Genomic DNA, 15756 nt, shown 5'->3' on the forward strand with positions numbered 1-15756 from the left:
TATTTGCGCCCGGGCCACGCCTGGCCCCTTTTTCCCCCTCTATGCAGCCTCTTTTCTTTCGTTCGCGCATGGCGCTTGCCGCCGGTTTGGTGGCCGTAGCAGCTACTGCTCAGGGCCAGACTACCCCCCACACCATCACCACGGCCGTGCCCATTCTGACCCTCAGCCCCGATTCGCGGTCATCGGCGCTGGGCGAAGCTGGTGTGGCGACCTCGCCCGATGCCAACTCGGCGTATTTCAACCCGGGCAAGCTGGGCTTTGTGCAGTATAAGTACGCGGCTTCGCTGTCGTACTCGCCCTGGTTGCGCAACATCACCGACGACATGAGCCTGTCGTATCTGTCGGGCTACGCCAAGGTGGGCAAACGCTCCGCCTTCGGCGCTTCGCTGATGTACTTCGATTTGGGGAGCATCGACTACACCGATGCCGGCAACCACAGCCTGGGCAGCTTTAATCCCAAAGAATACGCCTTGGCCGTTTCGTATGGCCTGCAACTCACCAACAATTTCGGGGTGGGCGCTTCGGCGCGCTACATCCGCTCGAACTTGGTGGGGGCGTACGCAAACAACGATGCGCAGTCGGGCAATGCCGCTGCCGTGGACTTGGGTGCGTATTACTCTAAGGATGCCACCATTGGCACCGGCATCTATAACCTGGCATTTGGGGCTTCGATAACCAACATCGGCAACAAGATGACCTACCGCGACCCGCTCAATCCCAGCTTCCTGCCCACCATGCTGAGACTGGGAACGGCCGTCACCCGCGAGATTGACCAGTACAATAAAATTACGGTCACTTTCGATGCCAGTAAGCTGCTCGTGCCTTCGCCGTATTACATTGATGGCGTGCCGAATAACCGGCAAGACATCGTGGATGAAAATACCCGTCGCAACAACCAAAACATTGTGAGCGGCATCTTCAACTCGTTCAGCGATGCACCGGGGGGCTTCAAAGAAGAGCTGCGCGAAATCAACCTCTCAACCGGCCTGGAGTACAACTACAACGACCTGCTGTACGCCCGCGGTGGCTATTTCTACGAAAACCCCGAGAAGGGCGGCCGCCAGTACGTGAGCCTGGGCCTGGGCGTGCGCTACCAGGTATTCGGCATCGACGGTACTTACCTGGTACCCACTGGCCAGAACAGCCAAGCCAACCCCCTGGCCCAAACCATCCGGGTGTCGCTGCACTTCAACCTGAACAAGCTGTCTGAAGCATTCGACGAGAACGGGGCCGGTGGCACCAGCGGCGAAACGCCTTCGAACTAACCTGCGTTTTTCTAGTTATCGCACAGCTCCCCTTCTCGGCCGAGAAGGGGAGTTTGTTATTATTGCATATGCCTACTTCCTCGATTTCTGCTTCGGTGCTCGACCGTACCGTAGCTCCTCCCGTTCAGCCGCTGGCCCGCGTCACGCTGCCCGATGCCGATGTGCGCACGCTGCCCAGCGGCGCCCGCCTGCACGTGCTGGCCAACGACGCCCAGCCCGTGGTGCGCCTGCAAGCCGTGTTTCGGGCTGGCAAGCTGGCCGAGAATCGCCCCGGCCTGGCCTCCCTCACGGCCCGCATGCTGCTGGAGGGCACCACCACCCGCACCGCCCACCAGATTGCCGACGAAGTGGCTTTCTACGGCGCGTCGCTGGAGTGCGACTCCGGTTTCGACCGTTCCACCCTCACGCTCTACTGCCTCACGCGGCACCTGCCCACGCTGTTGCCCCTCGTGATTGACGTGCTGAGCAACCCCGCCTTCCCGGCGGCCGAGCTGGAGCAGCTCAAAACCCGCACCATTCAAAACGTGCGCGTTGAGCGCAAAAAGACCAGCTTCCTGGCATCTGAGCGGTTCAATGAATTGCTGTTTGGCGCCCACACGGCCTACGGCCGGCCCTTCGATGCCGAGGCTTACCAGGCCCTGACAGCGGCTGAAGCCCAGGTTTTTCATCAGGCGATGTATTCGTTCGGCAATGCTGAAATCTTCCTCTGCGGCGACGTGGCGGCCGAGCAGGAGCTGGTAGCCGCTGCCTTTGGCACGGCTCCCGCTGCCGATGTACCCCCGGCTGCCGCGCCGGCCGTCGACGAGCCCATCATCTCTACGCTGCCCGACCGGGTGGCCGTGGCTGGCAGCTTGCAGGCGTCCATCCGGATGGGCCGCCTTTGGCCTGCCCCCACGCACCCCGACACGCACCGCCTCAAACTGCTGGTGAACGTGTTCGGCGGTTACTTTGGCTCGCGCCTGATGCGCAACATCCGCGAAGACAAGGGCCTGACCTACGGCATCTACGCCAGCGTGGCCCCGCGCGAGTTCGGCACGTCGCTGGTCATCGGCACCGATGTGAAGGGCGAAAGCGCCGACTTCGCGGTGAGTGAAATTGTGCTGGAACTGCGCCGCCTGCAGGAAGAGCTGATTCCGGAAGAGGAATTGGAAACGGTGAAAAACTACATTCTGGGCAAGTTCGCCAACGAGCTGTCCACCGTTTTCGAGCAGTGCGACAAGTACAAAACCCTCGTGTTCCTGAACCTGCCCGCCGATTACTACACCCAGTTCGTGCAGCAGGTCGAAACCGCCGATGCCCAAACGCTGCAAGCCCTGGCCCGTGCCTACTTCGCGCCGGAGGCCATGCAGGTGGTCATTGCCGGTCCGGCCGAGGCTTGATTTCAGCCCAAACTATAAAGAGTACGGCCCCGAACAGTTTGTTCGGGGCCGTACTCTTTATGGGGATATGCTACGCCGGCTCCTGAATGGCGGGCGGTGTGGCATTGTACTCCGTGGTCGCGGTGCGGTGCTCCGCGCTTTTCTTGCCTTGGTCGTCCTTCACGTCCCGGCGGCTGAAGGGCCGGATGATAAGCCGCAGGGCCTGGTCGGAGTTGAAGTAGCTGAAGGCCCAGTCCACGAAGGCCACTACTTTGTTGCGGAAGCCGACCAGCGTCATCAGGTGCACAAACAACCAGGTAAGCCAGCCGAAGAAACCGTTGAAGTGGATGTTCTTGGGCAGGTCGACTACGGCTTTGTTGCGGCTCACGATGGCCATCGAGCCCTTGTTGTTGTACACGAAGCCGCGGGGCGTTTCGCCGCGTAGCAAACGCTGGAGGTTGGCGGCCAGGTGGTCGGCATGCTGCTGGGCCACGGGCGCGAGCATGGGCAGGCCCTTGGGCATGTCGGCGGTCACCATGTTGGCCACGTCGCCGATGGCGAAGATGTTGGACTGGCCCTGCACCAGGTTCCAGCTATTCACCGTGATGCGCTTGTTACGGGTCACGGCTTCAGCGGGCAGGCCGGGCACTTCGGCGCCGTTCACGCCGGCGGCCCATACCAGGTTTTCGGTTGGGATAAACTCCGTGTCAGAAAAATACGCCTTGCCATCCTCGTAGCGCTTGATGGATGTGTTGAGCCGCACCAGCACGCCCAGGCCGTCCATGTAGCGCTTGGCATCGGCCTGCGAAGCCGGCGACATCGGCCCGAGCAGCGCCGGCCCGGCCTCTACCAGGAAAATCTGCATGGCCTGCAAATCCAGCTCCGGGTAGTCTTTGGGCAGCACGTGCTTGCGCATTTCGGCCAGCGAGCCGCTGATTTCCACGCCCGTGGGGCCGCCGCCCACCACCACGATGTTCAGCAGCGCCTGCTTTGCGGCGGGGTCGCTGGTGAGCAGGGCTTTCTCGAAATTCTGGAAAATGAAGCTGCGCAGGTTCAGCGCATTCGGGATGCTCTTGATTTGCATCGCATTGCGCTCAATGCTCTCCAGCCCGAAGAAATTGGTGAGCGAGCCCGTGGCCAGCACCAGGTAGTCATAATGAATGTGCCCTACACTGGTTATCAGCGTATTGGTGGACGGGTCTACGCGCTGCACGTCGGCCATGCGGTAGAAGAAGTTGGTCTGCCCTGCAAAAATCTTCCGAATGGGGTAAGCAATGCTGTCGGCTTCCAAAGCGCCGGTAGCTACCTGGTACAGCAGCGGCTGGAAGTTGTGGTAGTTGTTGCGGTCGACGACGACGACCTGCACCGGCGCTTTGCGCAGGGCCTGGGCCAAGCGCAGGCCGCCAAAGCCGCAGCCGACGATAACTGCGCGCGGCTTATCTGAAACAGGGAGGTTGGTATCCATAGAGTTGAGCGAAGGTCAAACCCTTGGTAAACCGGAAAATGCGGGCCCAGGTTGCCGCGCCCCAACTATTATTGCCGCTCCGGCCAAGCTTAATAGTCGTCGTCGGTGTTCTTCTTCTTAAACTCGCCTTTTTTCACCTGCTGAATAAGCTGGAGCCAGCTGAAGGGGTTGAGCAGCGGGTTGTTAGAGTACTGGTTGGGCGCCATGCCCATGTGGCGGTCATAGTCGAGCTGCTGGTTGCTCATGGTCTGGCGGAAGTTGGCCACCGCGCCCATGGGCTGGGTCCGGAAAATCCGGTTCATCAGCTCCTGATTTAAATTGTCGGCCGCGGCGCTGCCGCGCTCGGTGGGCAGGCGCAGAGCCAGGAAGGCCTTTTTGAAGTCGCGCTCGGTGGTGTAAGGAAACACGCGTACCTCGGGCAGCACGGTGGCATCTTCCTTGAGCTGCACGATGACGGAGTAGCTCTGGCGCTGGAAGTCCTTCGGGATGACGATGGTTTGGTTGGCGTAGCCCAGCGAGCGAATCACGATGCTGTCGCCGGCCAGCACGGCCATTGAGAAGTAGCCGTAGATGTTCGAGGCCGTGCCCCGGCCCGCTTTGGGCACGTAGATGGTAGCGCCGGGCACGCCCAACAGGCTGTCGCCGGTGGCCACAATGCCGGTGAACTGAATCACCTTGCGCTTGCCCTGGGCGTGCGCACCCGGCGTGGCCAGCAGCAGCACCAGCAGGGCGGCGGCCAGAAAGAAGGAAAAGCGACGAAGGCGCAAGGAATCAGGCATATTCAGATAGCGGAAGAACAAATATACGGTACCACGTTCGGGGCCGATGGTAACTTTGGGTAGAAAGAACGACGGACGAACTTCCCGCTTCCCAGACAGCAGATGCGCTTGAAACATTTCACGGTTGCTTTTGGTCAACAACTTTTTAAATCCCTGGGCGACGAAAGCCGGGTGCGCATCCTGCATCTGCTGTGGCGCAACCGCGAAATGGTGGTGGCCGACCTGGAACAGGTGCTGGATTTTACCCAGACCAAAACCAGCCGGCAATTATCGTACTTAAAGAATGCAGGTTTGGTGAACGTACGCCGGCTCGACAACTGGATGTACTACTTCCTGAAAGAAGAGACGGCCGAACTGCTCCAGCAGTTGCTGGCCTTCATGGAAAAAGACCCGCAGCTGCTGCACGACCAGCAAGTGTACCAAACCCTGTGGTCGAACCGCGAGCTGGCTGCGTATAAGCTCCAAAACCGCCACTGGCACGGCCCCGCCTAAGCTTCAGCCGCACCGCTTCCTTTCACTCATGAGCACCGTTCGCCGCCTTTTTGTGTGCACCAATCAGAAGTCCGGGGTGGGGGAGGACGTGGCCAAGGCTCTGAAAAAAGAGCTCAAGATTCAGGGCCTGAAAAAGCTGCTCACCGGCGAGACGCGGGAACGCGTGCGGGTGCAAACCTGCAACTGCCTCGACCTCTGCAAACATTGCAAAAAAGGCCCTGGCGCAGCCCTCATCATATATCCCGAAAACACAGCCTATGGCAAAGTGCGGCCCGCCGACGCCGCCGAGCTGGTGGCCCGGCACCTGGGCCTCGGGCAGGTGGTGGAGCGCCTGCTGCTGCGCGACTAGTAGGCGGGTAAAAGCCCGCATTCGCGGGGAAGAAAACACCTTTGGCCGGACCGGCGGGGGACGGTGCCAACCGTAGAGCTGCATAATCCGTTGATAGGGCAACTCATTTGCTTTTCATCCTCGCTCCCATGCGTTTTTCTCTCGCAGCCCTGGTCCTCACCGGGCTGAGCTTCTCTGCCGCCGCCCAGCCGGCTGCCCCCCCCGATTCGGTTTATACCACGCCCCCGGCCGCACCTCGTAGCGTTGGCCTCGTGCCACTGGCGGGCCAGCAGGTTCGCAGCACGAAGTCCTTCGGCCAGTTGGGTAAAAATGGGAATCTGAGCCTGTTGCCTATTCCAGTGCTGTTTTACCAGGCTGAAACCGGCCTCGGCTACGGCTTGGGCGCGCTGTTGAGCGGCCGGTTCTCAGCCGATACCCTCACCCGGCCCTCCAACGCCCGGCTACAGTACTGGACCACCACCGAGGGGCAGTCGCTCATTCAGCTGGTGCACTCGGTGTACACGCCGGGCGAGAAATTCTACCTCAATGGCGAAATCAGCGCCTACGATATTCTGCTGTATTACTACGGCAAGGGCCCTGGTGCTACCAGCGCCAATGAGTCGGAAACCGACTACAAGCTGTTCATTATCAATCAGCGGATTCAGATGCAGATTGCGCCCAAGCTATTTTTTGGCGCGCAGTACCGCTTCACCAAAATCACGGACGTAAGCGGCCCGGCCACGACCACCGATGGTAAATCGCCCAGTATATTCTACAACGAGGGGCGTATGACGGCCCGCGAGCGGCAGAATACGCAGATTTCGGGCCTCGGCCCGGTCATTACCTACGACACGCGCGATGTGCCGCTCGCCGCTTTCCACGGCAATTTGCTTGATTTTGGGGCTACGTTCAATGGCACGGGTCTGGGTTCGGACTACCGCTTTGTGCGCTACCAGCTCGATGCCCGTCACTTCCAGCCCCTTGGCTCCAACCGCACCATTCTGGCTGCGCAGTTCCTTGGGCAGTTCCACACCGGCGATGTACCGTTCCGCGAGCTGGCCGGCCTGGGTGCCAACCTCGGCGGCACGCTCTACAACAACGCCAACCTGCTGCGTGGCATCTACGAGCAACGCTTCCGCGACCGTCAGATGATTATGTTCCAGGCTGAAATTCGTCAGAAACTGTTCTGGCGCATCGATGGGGCCATATTTGGCGGCGTGGGCAACGTGAACCAGTACATCGACAAGTTCAGCCTCAGCGATACCAAGTACGCCGGCGGCGCAGGCATCCGCTTCAACTTCATCCGCCGAGACCGCGTGAACCTGCGCCTCGACTACGCCGCTGGTACTGGCAGCTCGCCGGGCATTCTGTTTGCCATCGGCGAGGCCTTCTAAGCACTACGTATTTCTATAAAAAGCCTCTTCTGAATTCAGGAGAGGCTTTTTTATATAGCAACCAAGCGGATTTTAATCCGAATAGATACCATTGCTAGGGTGGTGATTATATGGATTTTACTGCTATAATGGTCCTGCCAGCGGTTGCATTGGTATAGTGGAGCGTAAGCTGAGCGTTATCCTTTCGCGCTGCCCGGCGTACACCCGCCCGATGGACCACGCCATTCCCGCACGCTTTTTAGCGGCCCACGAGGCCACGGCTGCCGCACCCATTTCCTTATTGCTAAGGCAGCCTGCGCCGCCGCCAGACCATTGCGCGGCGCGCCTGCGCCGGCAGCTACCGCCGCCCCGTGCCGGCCTGCGCATCAGCGTCATCATTCCGGCCAAAGACGAAGCGGCGACGCTGCCCGCTGCCCTGGCTGCCCTGGCCGCCCAGGTTACCGAACATGGCCAGCCGCTACCGTTTGATAGTTTTGAGGTCATTGTATTGGCTAATAATTGCCGGGATGCGACTGCGGCCGTGGTGCGCCGTCAGGCCCAGCGGTTTCCCGAACTGGTAGTGCACTTGACCGAGCTGTGCCTGAAAGGTGACGCTGCGCACGTAGGCCGCGCCCGCCGCCTGCTGATGGACGAGGCCTGCGCCCGGCTGGAGCAGGTGGGCCAGCCCGCCGGCATCATTGCCAGCACCGATGCTGATACCCAGGTGGCGCCCACCTGGCTGGCCGCCATTCAGGCCGAAATAGCGACCGGGGCCGATGCCGTAGGCGGCCGGATTTTCACCTGTGATAAAGACGCCGGACCGGCGGCGCTCCAACGCATTCAGGTGCGCGATGCGGCCTACCGCCTGCTCTGCGCCCGCCTCGAAGACCTGATTGACCCGGTGCCATTGGACCGCTGGCCCCGGCACCATCAGCATTTTGGAGCCAGTCTGGCGCTCACGGCCCAGGCCTACCGTCGGGTGGGCGGCCTGCCCGAAGTGCGTTTTCTGGAAGATGAAGCCCTGTGTCAGGAGCTGCGGCGACACGATTTGGTGCTGCGCCACAGCCCACGGGTGCACGTTATCACCTCGGCCCGCCGCCAGGGCCGGGTAGAAGTGGGCTTGTCGTGGCAACTGAGTCAGTGGCTGCACATGAGCCAGCAGCAGCGCGAGCCGCACGTCGAAAACCCCGTGCAGCTGATGCGGCGATGGCAGCTGCGCCGCCAGCTGCGCGCCTGCTGGGCCGGTAGCCCGGGAGCCGAGCCGGACGCTACTATCGCCCGGTTGGGCCTGCCCGTGGCCACGGTGCTGGCCCAGATGCAGCGGTCGGCTACCTTCGGGGCACTGTGGGAGTGGGCACTGGCACACAGTCCCAATCTGCTTACGAATTTGGTGCCGCTGTCGCAGGCGCTGCTGGTGCTGCCCCGCCTCATTCGGAGCGGTGTGGCGGCGGAGTGGCAGCCGGTGGGCTAGCGCTTTTCCAGCAAGTCGAGCCGGTAGGTTTCGTGCCGCTGGCCGCCGAGGTGGCGCAGCGGGCCATTCTCAGTGGTTTTGGCCAAGAAGAATTCGTGCACGTCATCGCCGGTCAGCGGGTAGTCGTGCACGGGCGGCGTCCAGTGCACCAGCAATAGCTGACCACCAGGGTTCAAGCCGGCTACGAACAGGTCGGCCGCGCGGGCCAGGTCGGCCGGCGACCAATAGTAGCCGACCTCCGAAAGCACGATTAAATCGAACGACTGACTAGGGAATTCCTCGGGTACCTGCAGTTGCCGGATTTCAACCTGGGGCAAGTCTGCACACCGCGCCCGCGCCTGGGCCAGGGCGGCCTCGCTCACATCCACAGCCAGCAAGTGGCCACAGCGCGAAGCCAGCTGCGCGGTGAGCACCCCCAGCGAACAGCCAATTTCAAACACCTCGGCGTAGTGCGGGTGGGGCAGGGCGGCCAGCGTGGCGGCGTATTTTTCCCGCTCATATGGGCTGGTTTCGAAATTCCACGGGTCGCGGTTGGCTTGGTACACGTGGTCGAAATATTCCGGCGGCAGGGTATTGGGCTGGTTCTGGTTCATGATTCAAGCGCTTCAAAATAAACTTCGTACGACCCGGCAAAATGCGCCAGCATTTCTGCCGACAATAAAAACCCTTCGGCATCGTCGGTGAATACGCCGGGCGCTACCTGCGAGCGGTGTGCTGCAATGGCCCGCTGCTTTTGGCGCAGGCCTGCCGCAACGTCCACCCGGAAGCCTCGCACGGCATCGGCCGCCGTGGGCAGGTCATCCGGCGCGGCGCGTTCCCAAGCCCATACTACGTATTCTAGGCGGCGCGGTGGGCGCGGCATGCCGGCCAAGGCGGCTTGCACCAGTCGGGCGGTGGCGCGGTGGTCGGGGTGCGGGTCGCGCCGCCAGGGCACCAGCACGGTGGTGGCCTGTTGGTGCTCCAGAAAGGCCCGCAGCTGCGCCACCGCTTCGGTGAAGCCGGGCTCGGATGCCTTATCAGGCACGCGGCTGTCGGGCAGGCCCAGCAGGAGCGGCTCGGTTTCAGCCGCCCCCAAAATGGTGAGGGCATGGCGAAACTCCGCCTCTCGCACGGCCTGCCGTGCCGCCGCCGAAAACTGCGCCGAGTTGGGGTGCGACATGGTGCCGTCGCTCACCAGCACCGCTGCCACGGGCTGCCGGGCCTGGCGTAACAAGGCCAATAGTCCCCCGCAGCCCAACGCTTCATCATCGGGATGCGGGGCAATGACTACGGTAGAACCCAGAGATGCGGCAAAACCGGCCGGCTGCATCGGGTATTTGGAGAATGGAAGCACACTCAAAAGTTCTGATAACTACCTAATAGCGAATACGCATAACTAAAACGTTTTGCCTTCGAGCACGAAGCGTCCCACGTCGGCCAGTGCGCCATCGGGCGCGGGCTGCCGGAGGTAGTGGGTAAGGTCGCGGTGCAGGCGCTCGAAGGGCTGGGGGCGCAGCAGGCCCCGGGCCCCGACGCAGCGCTCAGCCAGGCGCAGTACTTCCAGGCTGATGGTTTCGATGGCGGTGCGCATCATGTTGGCGTAGGCCACGGTGGTTTCGGCGCCCGCTGGGACCGTCGCACCAGCACGCGCGGCATTTTCGGCGGCCCCGCGCAGCCACTGGCGGCCGCTTTCCAGCAGAATGGACATTTCGCCGAGGCGCTGGCGCTGGTAGGGGTCGTCGGTGCGGCCCAGGCCGCGCAGGAAGCCCACGGTTTCATCGAAAACAGCTTCGGCGCCGCCCAACTGCACGGCCGCAAACCGGATGGCGCCGCCGCTGAAAGCTGGTTGCTGGTAATAGGCGTTGGGCGGACCAATAAGGTCATCCGGCCCGATTTCCAGCCCGGTCAAATCGGCTCGGAAGCTCGCCGTGGCCCGCATGCCGAGCGGCTGCCAAAACGAGCGGTCCAATGCCGGCGGCTGCGCATCGGCCGGCAGCACAAACAACTGCCAGCCCTGCCCATCGGGCAGCGCCCCGGTGATGAGCGGCCGTGCCAGATGGCCCGCGCCGGAGGCAAAAGTCTTAGCCCCGCGCAGGCGGTAGCGCCCGTTGGGCAAGGCCTCCAGGTGTACCCCGTCGGCCGGGTTTTCGGTATTCCACACGCCGAATAAGTGGCCGGCGCGGGCATCTGCGGCATAGCGGGCCACTTGTTCCGCCGTGGCTAGCTTCTGAATAAGCAGCAGGGCGTTTAGATGGCCTTCGTACACCCGCCCCACCGCCAGATTGCCCCGCCCCACGTGTTGCAACACCCGCAGCAGCGCCAGCGTGGCCGCCGGCCGGTGCAGCCCCGCCCCGCCCAAAGCCGCTGGAAGCGCCGCCGTGAGCAGTCCCGCCGCGTGCAGCCATTCAAATTCCTGGGTAGGGAAGCCGCCTTCTACATCGGTGGCGGCGGCTTGGGCAAATAAGCGGGGCGCAAGCTCCGCCGCAGCTGTTTCGGCCTGCGCCGGAGCCAGGGCCGCCTCAAGTATTTCCGGGGAAAAGATAGGGTCGGCAGCCGGCCTGGGCTTGGCCGCCGGCAAAGGGGAAACATTGATTGGCATGTACTGAAATGAAGAATGCGACGTGGTTTATGTACATACATCACATGGCGGCGTAGTGTTCGGCTTAACCGCGCAAGGCCGGCTTTCGGTGAGGTGGTAATAATTCGGTAACACTGCCCAAGGGCAGTTGGCTAAGCCCGGGCGTACCTTCGTGGCGGCAATTGTGCCCAGCTTTTTCGCCCGTTTTATGTCGTCCCGTCCCATTCGCGCCGCGTTGCTTTCCGTGTATCACAAAGACCGGCTGGCTCCGCTGGTGCAGGTTTTGCGCCAGCATGGCGTCACGCTGTATTCCACCGGAGGAACCCAGAAATTTCTCGAAGATGAAGGAGCCGAAGTAACCGCCGTAGAAGACCTTACCGGATTTCCCGAAGTGTTTGGCGGCCGCGTGAAAACGCTGCATCCCAAGGTCTTTGGCGGCATCCTGCACCGCCGCCACGACACCAGCGACCTCGCCCAGGCCGAGCAGCACGGCATCCCGCCCATCGATTTGGTGGTGGTCGACTTGTATCCCTTTGAAGAAACCGTGGCCAGCGGCGCCGAGGAACAAGACGTTATCGAGAAAATTGACATCGGCGGCATTTCATTGCTGCGCGCCGCTGCCAAAAACTTCCGCGACGTGCTGGTAATCAGCAGCCGCGACCAGTACGCGGCCGTAACCGAGCTGCTCACCGCCAAAAACGGCACTACCGACCTCGAAGACCGTCGCCACTACGCCGCCGCTGCCTTCGCCACCACTTCGCACTACGATACCGAGATTTTTCAATACATGAGCCAGGGCACTGCCGTAGCCGGTACCGCCCTGCGCATCAGCGCCCAGCCCGCCACGCCGCTGCGCTACGGCGAAAACCCGCACCAAGCCGCTACCTTCTACGGCGACCTGACTGCGCTCTTCGACCAGCTTCACGGCAAGCAGCTGAGCTACAACAACCTGGTAGACGTGGACGCCGCCGTTGCCCTCATGGCCGAATTCACCGACGGCGAGCCTGCCTGCGCCATCCTCAAGCACACCAATGCCTGTGGCGTGGCCCAGGCCGCTACCCTGCGCGAGGCCTACGTGAACGCCCTGAGCTGCGACCCGACGTCCGCTTTCGGCGGCGTTATCATCGTGAACAAGGAAGTGGACGCGGCCACCGCCGCCGAGCTCAACCAACTGTTCTTCGAAGTCCTGATTGCGCCCGGCTTCGCCGCCGAAGCACTGCCCGTGCTCCAGAGCAAGAAAAACCGCATTCTGCTGCTGCAAAAGCCCGTTGAGTTTCCGAAGAAACAGGTAAAAACCCTGCTCAATGGCATCATCGAGCAGGACGCCGACCGCCAGACCGAAACGGCCGCCGATTTCCGTACCGTGACCCAGTCGGCCCCGACCGAAGAGGAAACGGAGGCCCTGGTTTTCGCCGGTAAAATCTGCAAGCACACCAAGAGCAATACCATTGTGCTGGCCCGCGCCGGCCAGCTACTAGCCTCCGGCGTTGGCCAGACCAGCCGCGTCGACGCCCTGCGCCAGGCCATCGAGAAGGCCCGCGCCTTCGGCTTCGACCTGCACGGCGCCGTGATGGCTTCCGATGCCTTCTTCCCCTTCCCCGACTGCGTAGAAATTGCCGGCGCGGCCGGCATTCGCGCCGTGGTGCAGCCCGGCGGCTCCATCAAAGATGCGGACAGCATCAAAGCCGCAGATGAGTTGGGCATGGCCATGGTGCTCACGGGGGTGCGGCATTTTAAGCACTAGTTCTCGCTTGCCATTGCGAGCACAGCACAACGCGGCAACCGAAGGTCAGCGTAGCTAATTCGTCCTGCTAAATGTGAAAAGCCCCGGCGACCGCAACGTTGCCGGGGCTTTTTGCGCTCAGAGAAAAGTTTATCACAATTCAAAGTTGACACCATGTGAGGACAGATTCGCTACGCTGACCTTCGGTTGCCGCGTTGCGCGCTGCACTCCCTTCGTAATGACGGGAGACTCATTTCTACAAATGCCATAAATCCGTTCACCATGCCCGCGCAAACCTTCCGTACCTTTGCGCATTATTCTGCTCGACCCTATAACCGGGCTCCGCCTTATTGCAGCTAACTCAATGGGTTTCTTTAATTTCCTAACCAGCGACATCGCCATCGACCTGGGTACGGCCAATACGCTCATCATCCACAACGACAAAATCGTGGTGGACGAGCCGAGCATCATCGCTAAAGACCGTACCACCAATAAAGTCATCGCCGTGGGCCGCCAGGCCCAGCAGATGCACGAAAAAACGCACGACAACATCCGCACCATCCGCCCGCTGAAGGATGGCGTAATTGCCGATTTCCACGCCGCCGAGGAAATGATTAAGGGCATGATTAAGATGATTGACACGCGCAACCGGCTGTTTCAGCCCTCGCACCGCATGGTCATCTGCATCCCCTCGGGCATCACCGAAGTAGAGAAACGTGCCGTGCGCGACTCCGCTGAGCACGCCGGCGCCAAGGAAGTGTGGATGATTCAGGAGCCCATGGCCGCCGCCATCGGCATCGGCATCGACGTGGAGCAACCCGTGGGCTCGATGATTATCGACATCGGAGGCGGCACCACGGAAATCGCGGTGATTGCGCTGTCGGGCATTGTGTGCGACCAGTCCATTAAAACGGCCGGCGACGTCTTCAACCAGGACATCCTCGACTACATGCGCCGGCAGCACAACCTGCTCATCGGCGAGCGCTCGGCCGAGCGCATCAAGATTGAAGTGGGCGCGGCGCTTACCGAACTCGACGTGCCGCCGCCCGACCACGAAGTGCGCGGCCGCGACCTGATGACGGGCATTCCGAAAGTTATCAAAGTAACGTTCTCGGAAATTGCTATTGCCCTCGATAAATCGGTGGCAAAAATTGAAGAAGCGGTATTGAAAGCCCTCGAAATTTCGCCGCCCGAATTGTCGGCCGATATTTACGAAAACGGCATTCACCTCACCGGCGGCGGTGCGTTGTTGCGCGGTTTGGACAAGCGCTTGGCCGCCAAAACCAAATTGCCCATTCACATTGCCGAAGACCCGCTGCGCGCCGTGGTGCGCGGTACGGGCAAGGCCATCAAGGACATTCAGGCTTTCAAAGGCGTACTTCTCACTTAAGTTGAATGAGGAATGAAGAATGAGGAATGGAGAATTGCTAATGGGTAATTCTTCGTTCCTCATTCTTCATTCTTAATTAGAATATCCCCGTGCGGAATTTATTTCTTTTCCTATTTCGCTTCCGCGGGGCGCTGGTATTTGGCTTATTGGAAATAATAAGTCTGTATTTATTTATTACCAGTAATTCGTATCAGCGGGCGGCGTTTTTTAATTCGGCGAATACCTATGCGGGCACGGTGCTGGCCCGCCGCACCCAGATTCTGGATTACTTCCATCTGGCCGAAATGAACCAACAGCTGGCCGCCGAAAATGCTGCGCTCCGCCAGCAGTTGTATCCGGCCGACTCGGTGCGCCGCGAGGCCGATTCGGTGGCTTTGCCGCCGGCGCGCACCGACTCCCTGAAGCGCGTGCGTTACCGGCGGCCGGCTACCAAGCCCGATACCCTGCTGCTTGGGCAGCAGCGCGTACCGGCCCGCGACCCAAGTTATCCGCTAATCCCGGCCCGCGTTATCAACAACATGCTGCACAATGTGGATAACTACCTCACCCTGAATGTGGGCAGCGCCGATGGCGTGGTCCCCGGCAAGGGCGTGATTGCGGCCGGCGGCGTGGTAGGCCGGGTGAAAGTGGTGAGCCAGCACTACGCCACCGTTACGAGCCTGCTGCATTCGCAAACCCGCATTGCCTCCAAAATCAAGCGTGATGGCACATTTGGCACCATCAAGTGGCAGGGCGATGACCCTACGCATGCCCTGCTGGATAACGTGCTGCGCGAAACCAAGCTGGTGAAAGGCGACACGGTGGTGACGTCGAGCTACAACTCGGTATTTCCCGAGGGGATTTTTATTGGCACCATCGAGTCCTTCGTGAAAGAGCCGGACAAGAATTTCTGGACCATCCGGGTGAAGCTGGGCGTCAATTTTGCCAACCTGACCTACGTGTACATCGTGACCAACCGCAACAAGCCCGAGCGCGATACCCTGGAAGCCCACACGGGCATCCTGCCGAAAGGAGGGGCGCGTCCATGAGCGGCCTACGGTTCATTTTTGTGCAGGTGCTGCGCTTTCTGCTGTATGCGGGCGTGCACATCATGCTCATCAGCCGGCTGGTGCTGTTTGATTTGGGGTGGTGCTTTTTCTACCTGGGCTTCCTGTTGTTTTTGCCATTGGCTACGCCCATTGTGGTGCAGCTGCTGCTGGCTTTCGGCATGGGGCTTACCATGGATATTTTTTATGATACGGGCGGGTTGCACGCGGCGGCGGCGGTGCTATTGGGCTTTTTGCGGCCGTGGGTGCTGCGCCTGCTCACCCCGCGCGACGGCTACGACAGCGCCGACTCGGTGAATGTGCACCAGATGGGCTGGCAGTGGTTTGGCGTATACCTGACGCTGCTGGTGCTGCTGCACCACGCCGCGTTTTTCCTGTTGGAGCTGGGCAGCTTCCGGCACTTCGGCACCACGCTGGGGAAAATGCTGGTGAGCGCACTCTTTACCGGCCTTTCGCTGTTGATTGTGCAGCTATTATTCTTCCCGGTGCGCAGGGGGAGGAGCTAATGA

Annotated in this window: 15 protein-coding genes; 10 read left to right on the forward strand and 5 right to left on the reverse strand. The window is 61.1% G+C overall.

The genetic code is table 11. The features are described from left to right. The first annotated feature begins 41 nt into the window (after window positions 1–41). Both porV and ACYU7Q_RS21260 read left to right on the forward strand, forming a co-directional pair. Window positions 42–1265 (forward strand): type IX secretion system outer membrane channel protein PorV, encoded by a 1224-nt coding sequence (gene porV / locus ACYU7Q_RS21255; protein ID WP_460611468.1) that lies wholly within the window; start codon window positions 42–44, stop codon window positions 1263–1265. A 68-nt stretch (window positions 1266–1333) separates the two neighbouring features. After that, a complete protein-coding gene (locus ACYU7Q_RS21260) occupies window positions 1334–2644 on the forward strand; it encodes a M16 family metallopeptidase (protein WP_460611469.1) in 1311 nt (436 codons plus the stop codon). Window positions 2645–2714: 70 nt separating this feature from the next. On the opposite strand, the gene ACYU7Q_RS21265 is transcribed toward ACYU7Q_RS21260, so the two are convergent. Together ACYU7Q_RS21265 and ACYU7Q_RS21270 are read right to left on the reverse strand one after the other, a co-directional pair. Then, window positions 2715–4088, reverse strand: coding sequence for an NAD(P)/FAD-dependent oxidoreductase (locus tag ACYU7Q_RS21265; RefSeq protein WP_460611470.1), 1374 nt, complete (start codon window positions 4086–4088; stop codon window positions 2715–2717). 89 nt (window positions 4089–4177) lie between these two features. Further along, entirely contained in the window at window positions 4178–4867 is a 690-nt protein-coding gene (locus ACYU7Q_RS21270; RefSeq protein ID WP_460611471.1) for a carboxypeptidase-like regulatory domain-containing protein, read from the reverse strand. Between the two features lie 102 nt (window positions 4868–4969). Here ACYU7Q_RS21270 and ACYU7Q_RS21275 point away from each other — a divergent pair, with 102 nt between their 5' ends. From ACYU7Q_RS21275 to ACYU7Q_RS21290, 4 genes are all read left to right on the forward strand, one after another. Beyond that, entirely contained in the window at window positions 4970–5359 is a 390-nt protein-coding gene (locus ACYU7Q_RS21275) for an ArsR/SmtB family transcription factor (protein WP_460611472.1), read from the forward strand. Between the two features lie 28 nt (window positions 5360–5387). Then, the gene (locus tag ACYU7Q_RS21280) at window positions 5388–5708 is read left to right on the forward strand and encodes a (2Fe-2S) ferredoxin domain-containing protein (RefSeq protein ID WP_460611473.1); all 321 of its coding nucleotides are present in this window, start codon (window positions 5388–5390) and stop codon (window positions 5706–5708) included. Between the two features lie 128 nt (window positions 5709–5836). Further along, window positions 5837–7081: a BamA/TamA family outer membrane protein gene (locus ACYU7Q_RS21285; RefSeq protein WP_460611474.1), complete on the forward strand. Its 1245-nt coding sequence runs from the start codon at window positions 5837–5839 to the stop codon at window positions 7079–7081. 211 nt (window positions 7082–7292) lie between these two features. Continuing rightward, complete coding sequence (locus tag ACYU7Q_RS21290) at window positions 7293–8531, forward strand: glycosyltransferase family 2 protein (RefSeq protein ID WP_460611475.1); 1239 nt, start codon at window positions 7293–7295, stop codon at window positions 8529–8531. Here ACYU7Q_RS21290 and ACYU7Q_RS21295 read toward each other — a convergent pair. The 3 genes from ACYU7Q_RS21295 to ACYU7Q_RS21305 are packed head-to-tail and all read right to left on the reverse strand — an operon-like array spanning window position 8528 to window position 11109. Beyond that, window positions 8528–9124 (reverse strand): class I SAM-dependent DNA methyltransferase, encoded by a 597-nt coding sequence (locus tag ACYU7Q_RS21295; protein ID WP_460611476.1) that lies wholly within the window; start codon window positions 9122–9124, stop codon window positions 8528–8530. The genes ACYU7Q_RS21290 and ACYU7Q_RS21295 overlap by 4 nt on opposite strands. After that, window positions 9121–9864 (reverse strand): PIG-L deacetylase family protein, encoded by a 744-nt coding sequence (locus ACYU7Q_RS21300; protein ID WP_460611477.1) that lies wholly within the window; start codon window positions 9862–9864, stop codon window positions 9121–9123. Before ACYU7Q_RS21300 ends, ACYU7Q_RS21295 begins: the two co-directional genes overlap by 4 nt. Window positions 9865–9906: 42 nt before the next feature. Continuing rightward, entirely contained in the window at window positions 9907–11109 is a 1203-nt protein-coding gene (locus ACYU7Q_RS21305) for an acyl-CoA dehydrogenase family protein (RefSeq protein WP_460611478.1), read from the reverse strand. 187 nt (window positions 11110–11296) lie between these two features. On the opposite strand from ACYU7Q_RS21305, the gene purH reads away from it, so the two are divergent. From purH to ACYU7Q_RS21325, 4 genes are all read left to right on the forward strand, one after another. Continuing rightward, window positions 11297–12832: a bifunctional phosphoribosylaminoimidazolecarboxamide formyltransferase/IMP cyclohydrolase gene (gene purH, locus ACYU7Q_RS21310; protein WP_460611479.1), complete on the forward strand. Its 1536-nt coding sequence runs from the start codon at window positions 11297–11299 to the stop codon at window positions 12830–12832. Between the two features lie 343 nt (window positions 12833–13175). Beyond that, the gene (locus ACYU7Q_RS21315) at window positions 13176–14201 is read left to right on the forward strand and encodes a rod shape-determining protein (RefSeq protein WP_208177625.1); all 1026 of its coding nucleotides are present in this window, start codon (window positions 13176–13178) and stop codon (window positions 14199–14201) included. Between the two features lie 89 nt (window positions 14202–14290). Further along, the gene (mreC, locus tag ACYU7Q_RS21320; protein ID WP_460611480.1) at window positions 14291–15229 is read left to right on the forward strand and encodes a rod shape-determining protein MreC; all 939 of its coding nucleotides are present in this window, start codon (window positions 14291–14293) and stop codon (window positions 15227–15229) included. Beyond that, the gene (locus ACYU7Q_RS21325; protein ID WP_460611481.1) at window positions 15226–15753 is read left to right on the forward strand and encodes a hypothetical protein; all 528 of its coding nucleotides are present in this window, start codon (window positions 15226–15228) and stop codon (window positions 15751–15753) included. The genes mreC and ACYU7Q_RS21325 overlap by 4 nt, the downstream gene beginning before the upstream one ends. The last annotated feature ends 3 nt before the right edge of the window (window positions 15754–15756 follow it).

This window comes from Hymenobacter terrigena, from assembly GCF_054776515.1.

Coding starts and splice junctions, on each gene's coding strand:
- ACYU7Q_RS21295 (WP_460611476.1), bottom strand. CDS start 9,124: ATGAACCAGAACCAGCCCAATACCCTGCCGCCGGAATATTTCGACCAC.
- ACYU7Q_RS21305 (WP_460611478.1), bottom strand. CDS start 11,109: ATGCCAATCAATGTTTCCCCTTTGCCGGCGGCCAAGCCCAGGCCGGCT.
- ACYU7Q_RS21315 (WP_208177625.1), top strand. CDS start 13,176: ATGGGTTTCTTTAATTTCCTAACCAGCGACATCGCCATCGACCTGGGT.
- ACYU7Q_RS21285 (WP_460611474.1), top strand. CDS start 5,837: ATGCGTTTTTCTCTCGCAGCCCTGGTCCTCACCGGGCTGAGCTTCTCT.
- ACYU7Q_RS21290 (WP_460611475.1), top strand. CDS start 7,293: ATGGACCACGCCATTCCCGCACGCTTTTTAGCGGCCCACGAGGCCACG.
- ACYU7Q_RS21325 (WP_460611481.1), top strand. CDS start 15,226: ATGAGCGGCCTACGGTTCATTTTTGTGCAGGTGCTGCGCTTTCTGCTG.
- ACYU7Q_RS21270 (WP_460611471.1), bottom strand. CDS start 4,867: ATGCCTGATTCCTTGCGCCTTCGTCGCTTTTCCTTCTTTCTGGCCGCC.
- purH (WP_460611479.1), top strand. CDS start 11,297: ATGTCGTCCCGTCCCATTCGCGCCGCGTTGCTTTCCGTGTATCACAAA.
- porV (WP_460611468.1), top strand. CDS start 42: ATGCAGCCTCTTTTCTTTCGTTCGCGCATGGCGCTTGCCGCCGGTTTG.
- ACYU7Q_RS21275 (WP_460611472.1), top strand. CDS start 4,970: ATGCGCTTGAAACATTTCACGGTTGCTTTTGGTCAACAACTTTTTAAA.
- ACYU7Q_RS21265 (WP_460611470.1), bottom strand. CDS start 4,088: ATGGATACCAACCTCCCTGTTTCAGATAAGCCGCGCGCAGTTATCGTC.
- ACYU7Q_RS21260 (WP_460611469.1), top strand. CDS start 1,334: ATGCCTACTTCCTCGATTTCTGCTTCGGTGCTCGACCGTACCGTAGCT.
- ACYU7Q_RS21280 (WP_460611473.1), top strand. CDS start 5,388: ATGAGCACCGTTCGCCGCCTTTTTGTGTGCACCAATCAGAAGTCCGGG.